The sequence below is a fragment of the Halorubrum rutilum genome (assembly GCF_042665015.1).
In the GTDB taxonomy this organism is placed as follows: domain Archaea; phylum Halobacteriota; class Halobacteria; order Halobacteriales; family Haloferacaceae; genus Halorubrum; species Halorubrum rutilum.
The window spans coordinates 108088-128484 of record NZ_JBHTBL010000008.1; the positions used below are offsets into that span (position 1 = coordinate 108088).

Consider the following 20397-nt stretch of genomic DNA (forward strand, 5'->3'; position numbering starts at 1 on the left):
GCCGTGGCAAGTTTTAACCGGACCGTATCCGGCTAACCTACCATGACGCCCCTGCAGGCGGCCACCCGGGAGACGTTCTGGACGATCGGTCCGGTCGGGAAGGCCGCGTTCTACTGGCTCGCCGCGGTCGCGATCCTCGTGTTCCTGTACGGGGTGTACGCTCGGTTCGCGGCGTACGCCCGCGGGAGCGCGGACCCTCGCGACCGGCTGTCGGACCTGCCCTCTCGGACGGTCGCGGCGACGAGGACGGTGCTCTCGAACGAGAACCAGTTCGACGGCGACGCGTACACCGGCGTGATGCATACGTTCGTCCTCTGGGGGTTCCTCACCCTGCTCGTCGCGACGACGATCCTCGGGTTCGACATCGACGTCTACCGCCCGATCGCGGGCGAGTCGTTCTGGGTGGGCGACTTCTACCTCGCCTACCAGTTCGTCGTCGACGCGTTCGGCCTGCTGTTCGTCGTCGGCGTCGGGATGGCGATGGTCCGCCGCTACCGGAACCGCGAGGGGCGGCTGTGGGGGAGACACACCTCGCTGGAGGACGACGCGTTCGTCTGGACCCTCTTCGCGCTCGGCGTCGGCGGCTTCGTCGTGCAGGCGCTCGGCATCGTCGGCCAGCCCGCGCGCGCCGACGAGACGGTGAGCTTCGTCGGGATGGCGATGGCCGCGGGGTTCGAGGCCGCGGGGCTGACCCCAGCCGGCGCCGAGGCGGTCTACGGCGTCGTCTGGTGGAGCCACGCGCTGCTGGCGTTCGCGTTCATCGCCTGGATCCCGTACGCGAAGCCGTTCCACATGATCTCCTCGTTCGCGAACGTCGTCGCCCGCGACGAGAAGGCCGGCGCGCGGCTCCCGAACGTCCCCGCCGACCTCGACCACACCAACGCCGAGTCGCTCGACGACTTCACCTGGAAGGAGCTCATGGACGGCGACGCCTGTACCAAGTGCGGCCGCTGCACCGACGCCTGCCCGGCCGACACCGTCGGCCGGAACCTCGACCCGCGAGACGTGATCTTAGACCTGAAGGCGTACCGCGAGTCCGTGACCGACGACCCGGTCGCGGGGAGCGGCGGCGGTCCGGTCGCGACTGACGGCGGCGTGGCCGGCTCCGCCGCCGTCAACGACGGAGGAACCGTCCCCATCGTCGCCGACGAGGGCGGGGTCATCGACGCCGAATCGATGGAGTCGTGTATGTCCTGTATGGCCTGCATGGACGCCTGTCCGGTCGACATCGAGCACCTCACCTCGTTCACGAAGATGAACCGCCAGCTCGTCGACGAGGGGGCGGTTGACTCGAACCTCCAAGACGTGTTCCAAGACGTCATGGGGAAGGGGAACACCTTCGGCGAGTCCCAGGCGAACCGCGGCGACTGGGCGGACGACCTCGACGACGTCGAGGTCCCGGACGCCCGCGAGCGGGAGGTGGAGTACCTCTGGTACGTCGGCGACTACCCGAGCTTCGACGACCGCAACAAGAAGGTCGCCCGCGCGCTCGCCCGGCTGTTCGACGAGGCCGACGTGTCGTTCGGCATCCTCTTCGACGACGAGAAGACGGACGGCAACGACATTCGGCGGATCGGCGAGGAGTTCCTCTACCTCGAACTCGCCGGCCACCACGTCGAGACGTTCGCGGACTGCGAGTTCGAGAGCATCGTCTGTACGGACCCGCACTCGTACAACACCATCAAAAACGAGTACCCCGAGGTCGACTTCGCGGCGTTCGCCGACGACCCGATGATGCCGTTCGACCGCGAGGAGCCGTGGAACCCGGAGGGCGAGGTCGACGTGTTCCACTGGACGCAGGTGGTCGAGGAGCTGGTCGACGAGGGGCGGCTCGGCCTGTCGGGCGACGAGCTCGACTACACTGTCACCTACCACGACCCCTGCCACCTCGGCCGGTACAACGACGAGTACGAGGCGCCCCGCGAGCTGATTCGCGCGACCGGCGCCGACCTCCACGAGATGCCGCGCTCCCGGGACGACTCGTTCTGCTGCGGCGGCGGGGGCGGCGGGCTCTGGACCGAACACGACGAGGCGGTCAAACCGAGCGAGGAGCGCCTCCGCGAGGCGGTGGAGGACACCGACGCCGGCGACGCGGTCGAGAAGTTCGTCGTCGCCTGTCCGATGTGCACGACGATGTTCGAGGACGGCCGGAAGACGGGCGACTTCGAGGACGACGTGGAGATCGTCGACGTCGCGGAGCTCCTGATCGAGGCGGTGGCGGCCGGGAGAGCGTAACGGAGGCGTGGGGCGTTCCGGTTCGCGTCCGCGCTCGGTCCCCGACGAGCACTCGCGGGGAGCTCGCCGACCGATCTATATAGCGTATATAGCGCACCCGAGCGGTACCCCTCGGACCGTACCCATCATAGCATACTACTTAACCGAAACTCGCCGATCGACTGGTAATGGCATCCAGCCACGACACGGACGCGACGGGGATCACGCGGCGGCAATCGCTCGCGGCGCTCGGCGGGGCGGGCGCGCTGGCGCTCGCCGGCTGTACGCAGAGCGGCGGTGACGGCGGCTCCGGAGACGGCTCCGACGGCGGCTCCGGGGACGGCGCCGACGGTGGGAGCGGGGAGCTCTCCGGCCCGATCAACATCGCGGGGTCGAGCACGGTGTTCCCGCTGATGAGCGCGGTCATGGAGGACTTCGCCGAGATGCACCCGGGCGTCGACCCCGACATCAGCTCGACGGGGTCCGGCGGCGGCTTCTCGAACTTCTTCTGTACGGGCGACACGGATTTCAACAACGCCAGCCGCCCGATTCAGCCCGAGGAGGAGGAGCTGTGCGAGGAGAACGGCGTCGAGTACGTGGAGCTGATCGCGGCGACCGACGCGGTCACGGTCGTCGTCAACCCCGAGGCCGACTGGGTCGACTCGCTCACGACCGACGAGCTCGCGCAGATCTGGCGGTCCGACCCCGCACAGACCTGGGACGAGGTCCGCGACGAGTTCCCCAACGAGGAGATCGAGCGGTTCGGCGCCGCCGACACCTCCGGCACGTACGACTACTTCATCGAGGCGATCCTCGGCGAGGAGGGCCACACCAGCGACTACCAGGCGACCGAGCAGGACAACACGATCGCGCAGGGCGTCGCCGGCAGCGAGTACGCGATCGGCTACTTCGGCTTCGCGTACTACTTCCAGAACCCCGACCAGCTGAAGGCGCTCGGGATCGACGACGGGGACGGCCCGGTCGAGCCGAGCCTCGAAACGGCCTCCTCGGGCGAGTACACGCCCCTCTCGCGGCCGCTGTTCACGTACCCGTCGATCTCCTCGCTCGCCGAGGAGCACATCGCGGAGTTCGCCCGCTACTTCGTCGAGCAGACGACCAACGAGGAGCTCGTCGCGGGCGACGTCGGCTACGTCCCCGCCACCGAGGAGACGCAGGAGGAGCAGATGGGGAAGCTCGAAGACGCGATCGAGCGGGCCCAGGGGTAGCGCCCCCGGAATGAACCGGTGTATTGATTTACGACAGCGTTCGATACCTCACCGTTCGTGACTGACAGCACAGAGAGTCCCGACCTGTCCCGGCGGGGCGGGCTCACACGACTGAAGGAGGGAACCTACGGCGGGCTGTTCGCGGCGTGCGCGGCGATCACCCTGCTCACGACCGTCGCGATCTTCGTCACGCTCCTGTCGGACGCGGTGGTGTTCTTCCGGTCGATCCCCGTCGCCGAGTTCCTCACCGGCACCAACTGGAGCCCGAACCCGGCCGGCGGGGGGCAGGCGTTCGGCATCATCCCGCTGCTGATCGGGACGATCACCGTGACGGTCACCGCGGCGTTCATCTCGATCCCGATCGGGACGCTCACCGCGATCTACCTCAGCGAGTACGCGACCCCGAACGCCCGGTCGATCCTGAAGCCGCTGTTGGAGATCCTGGCCGGCATCCCGACCGTCGTCTACGGCTACTTCGCGCTGGTGTACGTCACCCCGGCACTGAAGGCGACGCTGTTCCCCGAGATGAGCACGTTCAACGCGCTCTCGGCGTCGATCATGGTCGGGATCATGACGATCCCGATGGTGTCGTCGATCTCCGAGGACGCCATGAGCGCGGTGCCGGACCAGCTCCGACAGGCCGGCTACGGGCTCGGCGCGACCAAGTTCGAGGTGTCGACCGGGATCGTCGTTCCGGCGTCGATCTCCGGGATCGCCTCCTCGTACATCCTCGCCGTCTCCCGCGCCGTCGGCGAGACGATGATCGTCGTCGTCGCGATGGGCGCGCAGGCGCGGATGCCGGAGGTCCAGCGGGCGCTGTTCGGGATCCCGTTCGTCGACCCCGCCGACATCCTGTTGGAGTCCGGGATGACCATCACCGTCGCGATGGTCCAGATCACCGGGGGCGACCTCACCGGCGGCACGCTCCCGTACAACTCCATGTTCGCGCTCGGTCTCGCGCTGTTCGCGGTCACCCTCGTCATGAACGTGATAAGCGACATCATCGCGGAACGCTACCGGGAGGAGTACTGATGGCGACCGAGAACCCGAACGCCGACGGCTTCGGCGAGGTCAGCCGGGTCAGGGGGATCGCCTTCGAGTACCTCTCGTTCGGCGCGAGCGTGTTCGGCCTCGTCGCGCTCGGCGTCCTCTTGGTGTACGTCGCGATCGACGCCTTCGACCTGGCGAACGCCAGCCCCGAGTGGCTGCTGACGTACTTCCTCACGCTGGTCGTCCCGTTCCTCGCGTTCTGCCTGTTCAGCGCGAGCGACCCCGACGTCACCCGGCGCTCGCTCGGCGCGCTCGGCGGCGGCCTCGTCGCCGTCGCGGTGCTTTTCACCGCGGTCGAGGCGCTCGTCGCCCCGATCCCGCGACTCAACTGGCAGCTCGCGTACCTCTTCGTCGTCGCCGGGCCCGTCGCGGCGTACCTCGCGTACGTCGGGAGCCGCGGCCGCGTCGGCGCGGTCGGCTTCGGGCTCCTCGGGCGGCTGATCGGCGGCGTCGCGATCGGGCTCGCGGTCGGCACCCTGTTCCTGGTGCTCGACCCGCTCGTGTGGTTCCTCGCGTACACGCTCGGGATCCTGCCGGCCGTCGGGCTGTACGCGCTCGGGCGGGGTCGGTCGTCGTCGCGCGCGCAGACCGCGGCGGCGCCGGTCGGGCTCGTCGGGCTGGTCGCCGCGGTGTTCCTCCGCGGCGTGGTCCCGGTGTTCCCGTCGGACCTCGTCATCTACCTCTGGACGATCGCGGTCCCGGTCGCGGCCGCGGGGGCGTTCCTCGTCGCCGACCGTCGGGGCCGGACCGCCGCGGCGGTCGCCGGCGGCGTTCCGCTCGCCGTCGCGACCGCCGGCGGGTTCCTGGCCGCGGGCGCCGGGCTGCCGGCCCCCACGGTCCTCCTCGTGCTCGTCCTGACTGGCGTGCCGACCGCGGTCTACGTCTCCCGCGTGGTCGACAGCGGGGAGGGCCTCGTCGGGCTGGGGCTCCCGCTGCTGCTCGCCGCGGGCGTGGTCGCCGGAGCGCTGATCGTCGAGGCGTGGGGCGTCCCGGCGCCCGACCCGTGGCTCGACCCGTCGTACCTCACGGAGGCGCCCTCCCGAACGCCGACCGAGGCGGGGCTCTACCCGGCCATCGTCGGCTCCGTCATCATCATCGCGATGGTCGCGGTGCTGTCGTTCGCGCTCGGCGTCGGCACCTCCGTATTCCTGGAGGAGTACACGCCGGAGAGCGGGCCGCTCGGTACCCTGACGCGGATCCTGCAGGTCAACGTCGCGAACCTCGCGGCGGTGCCGTCGGTCGTCTACGGCCTCCTCGGCCTCGGGCTGTTCGCGAACCTCCTCGGCCTCGGGATCGGGACGGCGGTGACCGCGGCGCTGACGCTGTCGCTGCTCATCCTGCCGATCACGATCATCTCGGCACAGGAGGCGATCCGGTCGGTGCCGGACGACCTCCGGCGGGGCTCGGACGCCATGGGCGCGACGCGCTGGCAGACGACGAAGAACGTGGTGCTGCCCGAGGCGATGCCGGGGATCCTCACCGGGACGATCCTCGCGCTCGGGCGGGCCATCGGCGAGACCGCGCCGCTCATCATGATCGGCGCGGCGACGACGGTGTTCAGGGCGCCGGACAGCCTCTTCAGCCGGTTCAGCGCGATGCCGATGCAGATCTACACGTGGGCCGGCTTCCCGCAGGCCGACTTCCGGTACGGCGTCGTCGCCGCGGGCGTCATCACGCTGCTGATCATCCTCGTCGGCATGAACGGGACGGCGATACTGCTGCGGAACCGCGCGGAGCGGGGGAGCTAACATGAGTAACACGACATCAGACGACTCGCTGATCACGACGGAGGTACAGGCGGAAACGGACGACGGACGGGCGCCGCTCGCCGACGCCGGCACCGCGGTGGCGGCGCGGAACCTCGACGTCTACTACGGCGACGAGCAGGCGATCGACGACGTGACGATGGAGATCCCCGAGAAGCGCGTCACCGCGCTGATCGGGCCGTCGGGCTGCGGCAAGTCGACGTTCCTCCGGTGTATCAACCGGATGAACGACATGATCGAGATCTGCCGCGTCGAGGGCGACGTCGAGTTCGGCGGCAAGAACGTGTACGACGACGACGTCGACCCGGTCGCCTTACGCCGGAAGATCGGGATGGTGTTCCAGAAGCCGAACCCCTTCCCGAAGTCGATCCGGGACAACGTCGCGTACGGCCTGAAGATCCAGGGGTACGAGGGCGACGTCGACGAGCGCGTCGAGGAGTCGCTGAAGGGCGCCGCGCTGTGGGACGAGGTGAAAGACCAGCTCGACTCCTCGGGGCTCGAACTGTCGGGCGGGCAACAGCAGCGGCTCTGTATCGCCCGCGCCATCGCGCCCGACCCGGAGGTCATCCTGATGGACGAGCCGACCTCGGCGCTCGACCCCGTCGCGGCCTCGAAGATCGAGGACCTCATCGACGACCTCGCGGAGGAGTACACCGTCATCATCGTCACGCACAACATGCAGCAGGCGGCCCGCATCTCCGACCGGACCGCGGTGTTCCTCACCGGCGGCGAGCTGGTCGAGTACGACGACACCACCAAGATCTTCGAGGATCCGGAAGAGCAGCGCGTCGAGGACTACATCACGGGGAAGTTCGGGTAGGCGCCCCGCGTCGCCCGCCGCTCGCTCCGCGGCGAGCGGTCCGGACCGTTCGACGGCGGGCGGTGCGGACCGGCGCGTGAGGGGCGGGCCGGAGCGCCCGCTTCCGGAACCACTAATCGGTTCCGCGCGCATCCTCCACCGTGACGTTACTCGGGGAGCTCATCGGCGATCAGTCGCTGTTCGTCTGGATCCCGATCGGCGTCGTCGGGTTCCTCCTGACCTGGAAGGGCGCGAACGTCGTCGAGTCGACGACGTCGAAGATCAGCGACCACTTCGGCGTCTCGCAGGCGATCCAGGGCGGGCTGATCGTCGCGGCCGCGACCTCGTTCCCCGAGCTCGCGATCATCGTGATCTCCGTGCTGGTCCTCGGCGAGTTCGGCGTCGGCGCCGGCGCGCTCATCGGCACCGCGGTGTTCAACATCTTGGTCATCCCCGCGGCCGTCGCCGTCACGAGCGGCGACACCACGACGACGCAGGGGATCGTCTACCGCGACGCCATCTTCTACATGGTCGCCGTCCTCGCGCTCTTCGGCGTGATCGCCCTGGGCGTCCTCGGCACCGACGGGCGGGAGCTCGCGCGGATCACGCCGCAGATGGGCGTCGGACTGCTGGTGCTGTACGGCGTGTACGTCATCCTGCTCGTCGGCGGGAAGAGCGGCGCGTCGGCGCGCAAGAAGGCCGAGTCGACGAACGTCCCGAAGCAGGTCGGGCTGTTCGCGGCCGGGCTGGCCGTCGTGCTCGTCGGCGTCGAGTCGATGATCGGGATGACGCTCGAAGCCTCCGAGGCGCTGGGCGCGCCGCCGTTCCTGATGTCCGTCACCGTGCTGTCGGTGATGAGCTCGTTCCCGGACCTCCTCGTCGGCGTGAAGATGGGCAAGGCCGGCGACAAGCGGGCCGCGGTCGCCAACGTCTTCGGGACGAACACGTTCAACCTCGTCGCCGCGCTGCCAATCGGCGTCATCCTCGCCGGCGGCGTCTCGATCGGGTTCCTCACCTCGGTCCCCCTCATGCTGTTCCTGTTTTACACCACCCTCGTCGTCGTGGTGATGGCCGCGACGGACTTCGAGATCACCACCGAGGAGGGGTACGCCTTCCTCGCGATGTACGCGGCCTTCCTCGGCTGGATGACGACCGAGGCGCTCGGGATCACCACCCTGTTGACCGAGTCGACGCTCCGGACGATCGTCGGGTGAGCCGGCGGTGACTCGATCGGTGGCGCGACCGAGTCCCCGGCCCGCCGCTACTCCGTCCGGATCCAGACCTCGATCCCGTCGGCGTCGGTGACGGCGACTCCGCCCTCCCGCTCTGCGACCGCGACGTCGACGTCGCCGCCGGCCGCGACCGCCTCCAGCCGAGTCCGGACCGCGTCGAGCGCGGCGGCGTCGGGAACCACGACCTCGAACCACGCGAGCCCGCGGCCCGCGGCCGGCGTCGTCCGCCCCCGCCACGCGTTCGCGGCGAGGTGGTGGTGGTAGCCGCCGGCCGCGACGAACCGGACGTCCGGGCCGGCCTCGCCGACCTCGAAGCCGATCCCGTCGACGTAGACGGCTTCGAACGCCGACAGCGACGTCGCTTCGAGGTGGACGTGGCCGACGTCGGTGCCGGACGGGACGCGGTCGACGGGCGAGGGGTCGGCGGGGGCGTCGCCCGCGTCGGCCGCCCCCGCGGCCGCCGCGACGCCCTCGACGTCGAGCGGCTCGGTCGCCATCCGAGGCGTCCCGTCGTCGTCGACCGGCCACTCCTCGCGGGGGCGGTCGCGGTAGATCTCCACCCCGTTCCCCTCCGGGTCGTCGAGGTACAGCGCCTCGCTGACGAGGTGGTCGGACGCGCCGTCGAGCCGCCAGCGCTCGCGCACCCGGCCCAGCGCCCCGCCGAGCGCGGCCCGAGAGGGGACCCGGAACGCGACGTGAAAGAGGCCGGCCTCGGTTGGGCCGCGCTCTGGGCGGTCCGGGTCGCGGCGAAGGGCGAGCAGGGGAACGGCCTCGCGCCCCGCGGCCTCCGCGCCGTCGACGCCGAGGACGGCCGCGTCGCCGTCGCGGTCGAGGACGGCGAGGCCGACGACGTCGCGGTAGAAGGCGGTCGTCTCGTCGAGGTCGGCGACGCGGAGCGCGACGCGGCCGATCCGCGTGTCGGCGGGGAGGCGGTCGCTCGCGGATCGGTCGGCGTCGGGGCGGTCGACGCGAGGGTCGTCGGGCATACCCCCGTCGAGGGGCGCCCGCGCGTTCAACGCGTCGATCCCACCCGATCGTCCGTTAGAGTCAAACGGCGGGGCGACGCAGTACCCGACATGAGCGTCGAACAGGAGGAGCGGGCCATCCGGTGTCTGGTGGCGAAGGTCGGCCTCGACGGCCACGACCGGGGCGCACACGTGATCGCGCGGGCGTTCCGCGACGCCGGCTTCGAGGTCGTCTACTCCGGGCTCCACCGCGCGCCCGAGGACATCGTGCAGGCGGCGGTCCAGGAGGACGTCGACGTGCTCGGCATCTCGATCCTCTCGGGCGCCCACAACACCCTCGTGCCGAAGGTGATCGAGGGGCTCAAGGAGTACGACGCGTTCGAGGACACCCTCATCCTGGTGGGCGGGATCATCCCCGACGACGACGAGGACGAGCTCAAGTCGCTCGGCGTCGCCGAGGTGTTCGGCCCCGGCACGCCGATGGAGGAGACGATCGAGTTCATCCGGGACAACGTGCCGGAGCGGGCGTAGATGGGCGGGCCGACCCCCGACGAGGAGTCGACGGCGCGGGCCCCGGAGCTGAGCGACCGCGACGCCGAGCTCGTCGAGGAGCTGCTCGCCGGGAGCCACCGGGCGCTCGCCCGGGTCATCACGCGGATCGAGGACCGCGCGGCGGGCCACCGGGCGATCGTCTCCGCGCTCCACGGGCACACCGGCGGCGCCGACGTGATCGGGATCACGGGCTCGCCCGGCGCGGGGAAGTCGACGCTCGTCGACAAGCTGGCGGCCGCCTACCGCGAGCGCGGCGACACCGTCGGCGTCGTCGCCGTCGACCCCTCCTCGCCGTACACCGGCGGCGCCGTGCTCGGCGACCGGATCCGCATGGGGTCGAACGTCGGCGACATGGACGTGTTCTTCCGGTCGATGAGCGCGCGCGGCCAGCTCGGCGGGCTCTCGATGGCGACGGCGGACGCCGTGAAGGCGCTCGACGCCTTCGGGAAGGACGCCGTGATCATCGAGACGGTCGGCGCGGGGCAGAACGAGGTCGACGTGGTCCGCACCGCCGACACGGTGGCGGTGCTCGTCCAGCCCGGCTCCGGCGACGACGTGCAGACGCTGAAGGCCGGCATCCTGGAGATCGGCGACGTGTTCGTCGTCAACAAGGCCGACATGGACGGCGCGGAGCGCACCCTCGCCGAGTTGGAGGAGATGGTCCACCGGCGGGAGGGGCCCACGAAGGGGCTCGAAACGGGCCACCACGGGTTCGACGCGCCGGAGCATCCGGACGACCCGGAGGATTCGGACGATTCGGACGCGGAGGACAGTTCGGGCTCCCCCGAGTGGACCCCCGAGGTGCTCCGGACCGTCGCGAACACGGGCGAGGGCGTCGACGAGCTGATCGCGGCGTTCGACGCCCACGCCGCGCACCTCCGGGAGTCGGGCGAGATCGAGGCGACGGAGCGCCGGCGCTACGCCGAGGAGATCCGGACGCTCGTGCGCTCGGACGTGGGCGCGCTCGCGGCCGGCGAGATCGAGCGCCGCGGCGGGATCGACCGGCTCGCCGAGGCGGTCCGGAGACGCGAGACCGACCCGTACAGCGTCGCCGCCGAGGTCGTCGCCCCCATCGTCGACTGCGTCGAGCCGGACGGGGAGTGACCCCTCCGCCACGAGGTATAAGTCGCCCGCGGACCAACAGGTTTCCATGAAGCTCAGGAACCTCGCCGGGACCGCCCTCCTCGGCGTCGGCGCGCTCGCCGCGGTCAACACCGGACTCCGCTACGAGGGCGAGCTGGAGGCCCCGCTCGACGGCGACGACGGCGTCTTCCGCTGGCGCGGGATGGACGTCGCGTTCACCGAGGCGGGCGACCCCGACGACCCGGACCTCGCGCTGCTCCACGGGATCAACGCCGCCGGCTCCTCGGGCGAGTGGCGCGCGGTGTTCGACGACCTGGCGGCCGACTACCACGTGATCGCGCCCGACTTCCCGGGGTACGGCCGCTCCGACCGGCCGCCGCTCCGGTACTCCGCGGCGCTGTACGAGGACTTCGTCCGCGACTTCCTCGCCGACCTCCACGAGCCGGCCGTCGTCGCCTCGTCGCTGTCGGCCGCGTACGCCGCCGCCGCGGCGACCGGGGACGGGTCCGGAAGCGACGCGGTCGACGTGCGCGGCTTCGTCGGGGTCTGTCCGACGAGCACCGCGGGACCGAGCCCGCCGAAGTCGTGGCTCCGCGAGCTGCTCCGGTCGCCGCTGATCGGCGACGCCCTCTTCAACGTCATCGCGTCGAAGCCGTCGATCCGCTACTTCAACGCCGACCACGGCTACGACGACCCGACGAACCCGAGCGAGGAGTGGACCGACTACGAGTGGCGGACGACCCACGTCGAGAACGCCCGGTTCGCGCCGGCCTCGTTCGTTTCCGGCTACCTCAACAGCGACCTGGACCTCGCGGCCGCGCTCGCCGACCTCGACGTGCCGCCGACGGTCGTCTGGGGGCGCGAGGCCGAGGTGAGCCCCCTCTCCGAGGGCCGCGAGCTGGCCGACGCGGCCGACGCGCGCCTCGTCGTCTTCGACCGCGCGCGACTGCTCCCGCACGTCGAACACCCGGACCGGTTCGTCGAGACGGTGCGGGAGAGCCTCGTCGCGGGCGCGACCGCCTGAGGCGGGCATCCCGTAGGGTCCGGCGTCCGGCGCGCGAGTATCAGCGCTGAGTATCGCGGGGTAACCGGTTTATTCCGGAACCGGCGACTCCGAGCCATGACCGACTCATCGCTTCGAGTGCTCTGCGTCGACGACGAGCCGGGGCTCGCGGCCCTCGTCGCCGCGTACCTCGAACGCGACGACGGGATCGGCTGCGAGGCCGTCGCCGAGACCGACCCGGAGGCGGCGCTGGACCGCATCGAGCGCGAGGCGTTCGACTGCGTCGTGAGCGACTACGACATGCCCGGCCGCACCGGGATCGAGCTCCTCTCGGCGGCGCGCGAGAGCGAGCCCGACCTCCCCTTCCTCCTCTTCTCCGCGACCGAGCCGGACGCCATCGCGGCCGAGATGGTCCGCGCGGGCGTCAGCGACTACGTCGCCAAGCGCGGCGGCGTCGACGGGTACACCGCGCTCCTGCGCCGCGTCGGACACGCGATCGACGGCGACGGCGGGAGCTTCGGGGCGGGCGACGAGGGCGAGTCGGCCGCGGCCGTCGACCCCGCGGCCGACGTCGCGCTCGACGGGGTCTGTACGGTCGCGCCCGACGGGACCTTCGAGTTCGTCGGCGATGAGTACGGGCGGCTGTACGGCTACGAGCCGGACGAGCTCGTCGGCGAGCGCTGGCAGCGCCTCCACCCGGACGAGGAGGTCGAACACATCCGGACGCACGTCATCCCGGCGGTGATGGAGGGCGAGCGGTGGACCGGGACGAGCGAGGGGCTCCGCGCCGACGGGACGACGTTCACCGAGTCGAAGCTGGTGAGCGCGGCGGGCGACGGCCGGCTCGTCATCTCGGTGTCCCCGTTCGACGAGGTCGCCGGCGGACGGGCCGCGAGCGACTGAGGCGGTGGCGAATTAGTCGCGTTCCGGGGGAACTCTTCGACGACGACAAGCCCGTGTCGGAACCGACGGCAGCGCGCCCGGGGTCGTCGACAGTGGACGCTTCCTGACGCTAATTACGGTGGCGCGTGCCTCCGAGCGCCCATCGGGCGCGAGGAGCACGCGCGAGGGACGCGGCGACCGAAGGGAGCCGCGAGGCTGGGGAGGCGTGAGGTGCGGTCGCTGTGCGGTCGGACGGGACTCAAAGGGGCAGCCGTGAGGCGGGCACAGGCGACGGAAGCACTGCAAGGAGCGAGCCCCGCGAGCGACTGAAGCGCGCAGCGAGCGTGTGCCCGCCTCACGGCTGGGGCTTTGTGGTTGGTCTCAATCTCGACGATCACGTACGGCCGAGGGGCTGAAGCTCTGGAGGAATTACCCGTCGACTCACGGTCTGGTATCTATCACCGAGCGGTCGGAGCTTCGGGGGCGTTCGCGTCGATGTCGCTCCCACTCAGTCTCGATACCATTCTCACGTATGCGGCCCGAAACGGGTATCCGCGCGCGTCCGCAACCCGACACCGATGGAGTGCGACAAGTGCGGGGCCGACGCCGTCCACCACGCCGCCTACTCCGGGGCGCACCTCTGCGGCCACCACCTCCGCCGGTCGGTCGAGAAGCGCGTGAAGCGCCGGATCCGCGAGGACGCCCTCCTCGACCCGGACGCGACACCCGAGGATCCCGACCGCTGGGTGATCGGCCTCTCGGGCGGGAAGGACAGCGTCGCGCTGACGCGGATTCTCGACGACGTGTTCGGCGAGGACCCCCGCGTCGAGATGCTCGCGCTGACGATCCACGAGGGGATCGAGGGGTACCGCGACGAGAGCCTCGACGCCTGCGTCGAGCTCGCCGAAGACCTCTCGCTGCGCCACGAGGTCGTCTCCTACGAGGAGGAGTTCGACGTGCGGATGGACGACGTCGTCGAGAGCGACCCGGAGGACATGGCCGCCTGCGCGTACTGCGGCGTGTTCCGGCGCGACCTCCTCGAAGCGTACGCCGCCGAGTTCGACGCCGACAAGCTGCTCACCGGTCACAACCTCGACGACGAGGCGCAGACGGCGATGATGAACTTCCTCGAAGGCGACGTGCGACAGGTGGCGAAACACTTCGACGCCTCGCTCGGCCCCTTCGACGAGCGGGAGGAGACGGACGCGTTCGTCCCGCGCGCCAAGCCCCTCCGCGACGTGCCCGAGAAGGAGGTCGCCCTCTACTGCCACGTCCGCGATCTCCCGACCCACATGGCCGAATGTCCCCACTCGTCGGAGGCGTACCGCGACGAGATCCAGTCGACGATCCACGAGCTGGAGGCGAACCACCCCGGCGCCCGCCACTCGATCATGGCCGGCTACGAGGAGCTCTCCGCGCTCGCGGCAGAGGCGTACCGCGAGGGCGGCGACGCCGCCGACGACTCGCCCGACCTCGGGGAGTGCGAGCGCTGCGGCTCGAAGACGAGCCGCGACGTCTGTCGGAAGTGTCGCCTGCTCGACTCGATCGAGGCGGCGACCTGACCTCGACGCCGGCCGGGTGAACCGCCCGACCGGCGGCGGTCAGGCGTCACCGTCGACGCGCCCGAGCAGGTCGAGCTGGTGGGTGAGGTAGACGAGCTCGCCGGAATCGACCTGCTCGCGGCGGGTTTCGAGCCACGCGTCGAGGTCGGCGGCCGACACGCCGGCGGCGTCCCCGTCGACGACCACCTCACCGGCGGCGTCCCCGTCGACCGCGATCACCTCGCCGACCGCCGCCTCCACGGTGTCGAGGATGTGTCGGAGGAAGAACGCCTCGTCGCCCGGGTAGCCGGCTCCGTCGCCCGGACGACCGCCCTCGTCGTCGTCCGGACGACCGCCCTCGTCGTCGACCGGGCGCACGACCCAGTCGGAGCCGGCGACGCCGAGGAGCGTCGAGCCGTCCGCCTCGCGCAGCCGCGCGAGCGCCTCGCCGCCGGCGCGGCTGTTCCCGCCCGGTTTCCCGTCCATGTGCCGGTGGTAGCGCCGCTCGATCGCCTCGTCGTCGGGGTGCGCCGGGCGAAAGCGCGTCCCGCCGTCGAACGTGATCGGGAAGTAGTACGTCCCGCCGGGCGCGAGCGCGCCGAGCAGGGCGTCGAGCCCGTCGAGGTCGAGCACGTCGAGCAGCGCCATCCCGATCAGCGCGTCGAACTCCCCCGGTCGCTCCGCGGCGTGCGCGACCGCGTCGGCGGCGACCGGCTCGACCGCGACGGTGCGCGCGTCGGTCTCGACGACGAGCGCGTCGCCGTCGGCGTCGTCGACGGACGCCGGTTCCTCCCTACTCGCCGCCCACTCCCGGAGGAACGGCTCGACCCCGGCGAGCGCCTCCGCGTCGCGGTCGACGGCGACGTACCGCGTCTCGCCCGGCGGGAGCACCTCCCAGTCGATCAGCCGGGCGACCATCGTCCCGACCCCGGCCCCGGCCTCCAGCGCGCGGAGGGGGCCGTTCCCCTCGGCGGCGCGCGCCGTCAGCCGCTCGCGGAGGAGCCCGACGAGCCGCCGGTCCAGCGCCCGGTCGTCGACGGGCCGCTTCGCGCGGAGGTACCGCCGGAACGCGGCGGTGTCGGCGGCGATGGCGTCGCCGTCGGGCGCGTCGTCGCCGGACCCGGCGCCCTCTCCCGTCACGTCGCCACCTCCGGATCGGGCGCGTGAGGGGCGTCGTCGGCGCCGGCGACCTCGGCGAGCAGCCGGCGGACGCGCGCGGTCGACTCCGCCCAATCCGGGTGGCGCTCGTACCGGCGCCTGGCGGCGCGGCCCATCTCGGCGAGCCGGTCGGGGTCGGCCGCGAACCCGTCGAGCGCGCGGGCGACGGCGGCCGGGTCGTCCGGGTCGACGAGGGCGCCCGTCTCGCCGTCCGTGACGGTCTCCGCCGCGCCGCCGGCGCGCGAGGCGATCGCCGGGAGGCCGAAGCTCATCCCCTCCAGGTAGACGATCCCGAACCCCTCGTAGCGCGAGGGGACAGCGAGGACGTGGCTCTCGCGGAGGACGTCGGCCAGCGCGGCGTCCGACAGCCGGCCGGCGAAGCGCACGCGGTCGCCGAGCCCGCGCTCCCGCACCAGTCGCTCGACGTCGGCGACGTGACTCTCGTCGACCGCGCGGCCGACGACGGTGAGGTCGACGGCGGCGTCGGCGAGCGCCACCCCCTCGACGAGCGTGTCCAGCCCCTTCCGCGGTCCGACGTTGCCGACGAACGCGACCCGGAGGGGGTCGGACTCGCCGAGCGCGGCGGCCCGCGCCGCGATCGCGGCGTCGTCGACCGCGGGGTCGAACCGGTCGCCGGCGGGCGGGGCGACGACGGTCGCCTCCGGATCGACGCCGAGTTCCGCGACGGCGTCGCGGGTCGCCGCGCTGTTGCAGACGACGCCGTCGACCGTCGCGAGGTATCGGCGCTCGACGGCGCGGTACAGCGGCGAGAGGCGCCGGGGCTCGCTCGCGCGCAGGTGGTGGACGACGCTCACGACCGGGTACGGCAGGTCGCGGTTGGCGAGGACCAGCGAGGGGTGCGCGAGCTCGTCCTGCAACATCACGTCGACGTCGACGCGGAGCCGGTCGCGGAGCGCCGGGCTGGCGTTGTCGAGCAGCCCGCGCGGGTACGATCGCCACGGGAGCTCGACGATCTCGACGGCGTCGCCGGCGGCCCGGAGCCCCTCGACCAGCTTCCGGTCGTAGCGGAATCCTCCCGACCGCTCGTCGAGGCTCCCGTACAGCGCGAGGCCGACCCTCATACCGGCGCGTCGTACGTCGCGGCGGCCGTCTCGTCCTCCCAGACGGTCACGGCCAGCTCCGTCACGGTCTCGTCGGTCACCGCGTCGGTCACGCGATCGAAGATCACGCGGGCGAAGCGCTCGACGCTGGGGTTGTCCCCCTCGAACTCGGGCAGGTCGTTCAGCAGCTCGTCGCGGTAGCGGTCGGCGAGGTCGGCGAGCGCCGCCTCGGCGTCGTCGATGTCGACGAGGTAGTCGTGGGCGTTCAGCTCGGGGCCGCGGAACGTCAGCTCCACCTCGAAGCGGTGGGAGTGCGGGACGCTCTCCGGCCCCTCGTCGACGACCGTGAGGTAGTGCTGGGCCACGAACTCCGTCAGCACCGTCGTCGCGTACATGGACCGATCCACGGGCGCGACGCACCTAAATCCGGAGGGCGTCGCGGTCGCGCCGTCCGGTCGCGGTCGCCGGGACACCTATACGTCTTCCCGCCTCGATACGACCGTGAACTGCCTGTTCGTCGGGGCCGGATCGATCGCGTCGGAGTACGCCGCCGGCCTGTCGGCGGGCCCGCTGTCGCTCGCCGGCGTCGTCGACCTCGACGCCGACCGCGCCGCGGCGCTCGCCGCGGACCGCGACTGCCCGTCGTTCACCGACCTGGAGGCGGCGCTCGCCGCGGTCGACGCGCCGCTCGTGGTGAACCTGACGAGCCACGCCGCCCACGCGCCGGTGACGCGGACCGCGCTGGAGGCCGACCGCCACGTCTACTCGCAGAAGCCGCTCGCGCTCGACGCCGACGAGGCGCGGGCGCTGGTGGGGCTCGCCCGCGACCGCGGCCTCGCGCTCGGCTGCGCGCCCGGGACGCCGCGGGCGCCCTCGCAGCGCCGGGCGGGTCGGCTCCTCGCGGACGGCCGGCTCGGTCCGGTGAGACTGGGGTACGCCCACGCCCACGTCGGGCGCGTGACCGACTGGCACGACCGCCCCGACTCCTTCCTGGAGATCGGGCCGCTGTACGACGGAGCGGTGTACCCGCTCGCGCTGCTGGTGACGTGGTTCGGTCCGGTCGAGCGCGTCCGCGTCGCCGACGCCCTCGACGTCTGGCCCGACCGCGAGGAGCGCCGGCCGTCGGCGCCGAGCCACGTGGAGGCCGCGCTCGCGTTCGCCGCGGGGCCGACCGTCAGGCTCACGGCCAGCTTCTACGCGCCCCACCGGAGCCGGGAGTTCTACGGCCTGGAGCTCCACGGCGACGACGGCTCGCTGTACCTGGCGGACGCTGGCGCGACGGCGACCGACCGCGACGGCGTCCGGTTCGGCCGCGTCGGTCGGGAGTACGTGAGCGCGCCGCCGGCGTCCCCCGAGGAGCCGTACGAGTACGTCGACGCCGTCGAGCGGCTCGCCGCGTCCGTCGAGTCCGGGTCGCCCTCGCGGGCCGGCGGCCGCCGGGGCGCCCACGTCGTCGCCGTCTGCAACGCGATCGAGGCGGCCGTCGAGGAGGGCGGGCCGGTCCCCGTCGACGACTGCGGGGCGACCGCCGACCCGCCCCCGGCGCCGGTCGTGCGGCCGGCGGCGTCTCTCAGCCGTGATACGAGCGAGGGGAGCGGGGAGGGCGCGGCCGCGGTCCGACTTCCGTCGGTCGGCTTCGGCTGCTCGCGCTACCGCGACGGGGCGTACGTCGAGCGCGCCGACTCGATCGCGACCGCGCTCGACGCCGGCTACCGCCTCCTCGACTCCGCCGAGCTGTACGGCAACGAACACCGGATCGGGGCGCTGCTCGCCGCGCCGGGCGCGCCCGACCGCGAGGGCGTGTTCCTCCTCGGGAAGGCGTGGCGGACCAACCACCGCCGCGAGCACCTGCTCGCCGCCTGCGCGGGCAGCCGGGAGGAGCTCGGGATCGACGCCTTCGACTGCTACGCGCTCCACTGGCCCTCGGCGCTCGAACACCGGGGCGAGCTGCGCCGGCTCGCCGAGGAGCCGGTCGAGCGGCGGGAGGCGCTCACCTTCCCCGAGGACGCGGACGGCGAGCTCGCGACCGACGACGTGTCGCTCGCGACCGCGTGGGAGAACCTGGAGGCCGTGTACGAGAAGGGGTGGGCCCGGACGCTCGGAATCTGTAACGTCTCGCGGGCGCAGCTGGAGACGGTACTGGAGACCGGCGACGTCGACCCGGCCCTGGTGCAGGTGGAACGTCACCCCTACCGGCCCCGGAACGATCTGGTCGACTTCTGCCACGAGCGCGGGATCCGGGTCGTCGCGCACTCGCCGCTGTCGGCGCCCGGGCTCCTCGACGAGCCCGTCCTGAACGCGATCGGGACGGACCGGGGGCTCTCGCCGGCCGAGGTCGTGATCGCGTGGAACGCGACCCGGGGCGTCGTCCCGATCCCGTCCAGCACCACGGAGTCGCACGTCGTCTCGAACCTGGCCGCCGGAGCCGCGCGGCTGACCGCGGACGAGGTCGCGCGCGTCGACGCCCTGCACGACCCCGACTTCGAGCGGTAGGGGGCCGGCGCCCGCCCGCCGATCGGTCGGTATTCCTATGTGACTGAAGTCCATGTGTGTGATATGGCAACGACCGAGACGCAGCAGCCCACGGTCGACATCGGCTCGCTGAACGGCCTCCACTGGGTGGGTATCGTCGCGGCCCTGGTCTCCGCCGCCGTCCACCTCTTCCTCGGCGTCAGCTTCGCGCCCTCCCCGCTGGGGATCAGCTTCGTCCTCGCGGGGCTCGGCTTCGTCGGCGGCGTCGTCCTCCTCGTGATCGACTACCGCCGGCGCGCGGTGTACGCGGTCGGGATCGCCTTCACGCTCGTCCAGATCGTCCTGTGGTACGTCGTCAACTTCGCGGGGGGCGCCGGATCGTTCCCGGGCGACGTCGGGACCCTCGGCGCCGTCGACAAGGTCGCGCAGGTCGTCCTGATCGCCGTGCTGGTCGCCCTCCTGCGGCGGTAGCCGTGCCGACTCCGGACCGCCGATCGCGACGCTCGCTCGCCGCCGCGCCGGTCGGAGGCGGCGGGAACGCGTGCGATCGCGGCGTAAACGCACCCGAGGCCGCCGTAAACGCCGTCTTTCGGGGGACGGCGGGAGGCGACGGGTAGATGGCCGAGGCCCCCCAGCGGCGGTCCGTCCACGTCGGGGTCGGGGTCGGACTGCCGCTCGTCGCCGCGGCCGCGCTCGGCGTCCTCCTGTTCCGGCTGTTCCCCGCGGACGCCATGGTCCGGTGGGGGCTCTCCCCGGCCGTCGTCGCCGGCGTCTGCTGGGCCGGACAGCTCTGGTACGTCGGCTACGGGCTCGATCCGGGGGGGATCGCCGACGGGTTCTGGCGGCGGCTGCTCGGTCTGGCGAACGCGGTCACGCTCGCGCGCGGCGCGCTGTACGCCGTCGTCGCCGGGTTCGTCGTCGTCCCGCCGGGGACGTCGCTCGCGTGGGGCCCGGCGCTGTGTTACGGCGCCGGGGTCGTCCTCGACAACCTCGACGGGGCCGTCGCCCGGACCGTCGGCCGGGAGACGGAGATCGGCCGGCGGCTCGACATGGCGTTCGACACGTTCGGGTTCGTCGCCGCGCCGCTGGTGGCGGTGTCGTGGGGGCTGCTCCCGGCCTGGTACCTCTCGATCTCCGCCGCGCGGTACGTCTTCCGCGGGGCGGTGTGGCTGCGGCGCGTCCGCGGACTCCCGGTCGGCGACCTCCCCGACGGCGACCTCAGCAGGTACCTCGCGGGCGTGCAGATGGTCTTCGTGACGGTCGCGCTCCTCCCGCCGACGCCGACGGAGCTGGCGTGGGCCCTCGCGCCCGTCGTCCTCGCGCCGTCGCTGGCGGTGTTCGCGCGGGACTACCTCGTCGTCAGCGGCCGGCTCTCCCGGCGCCGGTGACCGCG

General features: G+C 72.1%; 18 protein-coding genes. 14 read left to right on the plus strand and 4 right to left on the minus strand.

Annotated elements, in window-relative coordinates; translation table 11 throughout:
* The first annotated feature begins 42 nt into the window (after positions 1-42).
* From ACFQMF_RS09770 to ACFQMF_RS09795, 6 genes are all read left to right on the plus strand, one after another.
* Positions 43-2235, plus strand: a complete 2193-nt coding sequence (locus ACFQMF_RS09770) for a (Fe-S)-binding protein (protein WP_256409059.1) — start codon at positions 43-45, stop codon at positions 2233-2235.
* A 167-nt stretch (positions 2236-2402) separates the two neighbouring features.
* Positions 2403-3440, plus strand: coding sequence for a PstS family phosphate ABC transporter substrate-binding protein (locus ACFQMF_RS09775; protein ID WP_256409060.1), 1038 nt, complete (start codon positions 2403-2405; stop codon positions 3438-3440).
* 57 nt (positions 3441-3497) lie between these two features.
* Positions 3498-4472, plus strand: coding sequence for a phosphate ABC transporter permease subunit PstC (pstC, locus tag ACFQMF_RS09780; RefSeq protein ID WP_256409061.1), 975 nt, complete (start codon positions 3498-3500; stop codon positions 4470-4472).
* The gene (gene pstA, locus ACFQMF_RS09785; RefSeq protein ID WP_256409062.1) at positions 4472-6238 is read left to right on the plus strand and encodes a phosphate ABC transporter permease PstA; all 1767 of its coding nucleotides are present in this window, start codon (positions 4472-4474) and stop codon (positions 6236-6238) included. Before pstC ends, pstA begins: the two co-directional genes overlap by 1 nt.
* Before the next feature lies 1 nt (position 6239).
* Positions 6240-7076 carry a phosphate ABC transporter ATP-binding protein PstB gene (gene pstB, locus ACFQMF_RS09790; RefSeq protein WP_256409063.1) on the plus strand — a complete coding sequence of 279 codons (837 nt, stop codon included), beginning with the start codon at positions 6240-6242 and terminating at the stop codon, positions 7074-7076.
* A gap of 140 nt (positions 7077-7216) precedes the next feature.
* Positions 7217-8269: a sodium:calcium antiporter gene (locus tag ACFQMF_RS09795; RefSeq protein WP_256409064.1), complete on the plus strand. Its 1053-nt coding sequence runs from the start codon at positions 7217-7219 to the stop codon at positions 8267-8269.
* A 47-nt stretch (positions 8270-8316) separates the two neighbouring features.
* Here the strand turns inward: ACFQMF_RS09795 and ACFQMF_RS09800 are convergent, their stop codons facing one another.
* Positions 8317-9273 (minus strand): VOC family protein, encoded by a 957-nt coding sequence (locus tag ACFQMF_RS09800; protein WP_256409065.1) that lies wholly within the window; start codon positions 9271-9273, stop codon positions 8317-8319.
* 90 nt (positions 9274-9363) lie between these two features.
* On the opposite strand from ACFQMF_RS09800, the gene ACFQMF_RS09805 reads away from it, so the two are divergent.
* The 5 genes from ACFQMF_RS09805 (at position 9364) to ncsA (ending at position 14334) form a co-directional block, all read left to right on the plus strand.
* Positions 9364-9783 (plus strand): cobalamin B12-binding domain-containing protein, encoded by a 420-nt coding sequence (locus ACFQMF_RS09805; protein WP_256409066.1) that lies wholly within the window; start codon positions 9364-9366, stop codon positions 9781-9783.
* The gene (meaB, locus tag ACFQMF_RS09810; protein WP_256409067.1) at positions 9784-10908 is read left to right on the plus strand and encodes a methylmalonyl Co-A mutase-associated GTPase MeaB; all 1125 of its coding nucleotides are present in this window, start codon (positions 9784-9786) and stop codon (positions 10906-10908) included.
* Positions 10909-10954: 46 nt separating this feature from the next.
* Positions 10955-11911, plus strand: a complete 957-nt coding sequence (locus ACFQMF_RS09815; protein ID WP_256409068.1) for an alpha/beta fold hydrolase — start codon at positions 10955-10957, stop codon at positions 11909-11911.
* A 96-nt stretch (positions 11912-12007) separates the two neighbouring features.
* Positions 12008-12793, plus strand: coding sequence for a response regulator (locus ACFQMF_RS09820; protein ID WP_256409069.1), 786 nt, complete (start codon positions 12008-12010; stop codon positions 12791-12793).
* Between the two features lie 557 nt (positions 12794-13350).
* Positions 13351-14334 (plus strand): tRNA 2-thiolation protein NcsA, encoded by a 984-nt coding sequence (ncsA, locus tag ACFQMF_RS09825; protein ID WP_256409070.1) that lies wholly within the window; start codon positions 13351-13353, stop codon positions 14332-14334.
* Positions 14335-14373: 39 nt separating this feature from the next.
* Here the strand turns inward: ncsA and ACFQMF_RS09830 are convergent, their stop codons facing one another.
* From ACFQMF_RS09830 to ACFQMF_RS09840, 3 genes are read right to left on the minus strand one after another with little or no spacing between them, the layout of a single operon-like run.
* Entirely contained in the window at positions 14374-15453 is a 1080-nt protein-coding gene (locus ACFQMF_RS09830; protein ID WP_256409071.1) for a hypothetical protein, read from the minus strand.
* Positions 15450-16553: a glycosyltransferase family 4 protein gene (locus ACFQMF_RS09835; RefSeq protein ID WP_256409072.1), complete on the minus strand. Its 1104-nt coding sequence runs from the start codon at positions 16551-16553 to the stop codon at positions 15450-15452. The genes ACFQMF_RS09830 and ACFQMF_RS09835 overlap by 4 nt, the downstream gene beginning before the upstream one ends.
* Positions 16550-16927, minus strand: coding sequence for a 6-pyruvoyl trahydropterin synthase family protein (locus ACFQMF_RS09840; RefSeq protein WP_256409073.1), 378 nt, complete (start codon positions 16925-16927; stop codon positions 16550-16552). The genes ACFQMF_RS09835 and ACFQMF_RS09840 overlap by 4 nt, the downstream gene beginning before the upstream one ends.
* A gap of 106 nt (positions 16928-17033) precedes the next feature.
* Here ACFQMF_RS09840 and ACFQMF_RS09845 point away from each other — a divergent pair, with 106 nt between their 5' ends.
* The 3 genes from ACFQMF_RS09845 (at position 17034) to ACFQMF_RS09855 (ending at position 20392) form a co-directional block, all read left to right on the plus strand.
* A complete protein-coding gene (locus ACFQMF_RS09845; protein ID WP_256409074.1) occupies positions 17034-19025 on the plus strand; it encodes an aldo/keto reductase in 1992 nt (663 codons plus the stop codon).
* A gap of 63 nt (positions 19026-19088) precedes the next feature.
* The gene (locus ACFQMF_RS09850) at positions 19089-19475 is read left to right on the plus strand and encodes a DUF7475 family protein (protein ID WP_256409075.1); all 387 of its coding nucleotides are present in this window, start codon (positions 19089-19091) and stop codon (positions 19473-19475) included.
* Positions 19476-19621: 146 nt separating this feature from the next.
* On the plus strand, positions 19622-20392 hold the full coding sequence (locus ACFQMF_RS09855) for a CDP-alcohol phosphatidyltransferase family protein (RefSeq protein ID WP_256409076.1): 771 nt from the start codon (positions 19622-19624) through the stop codon (positions 20390-20392).
* Positions 20393-20397 lie beyond the last annotated feature (5 nt).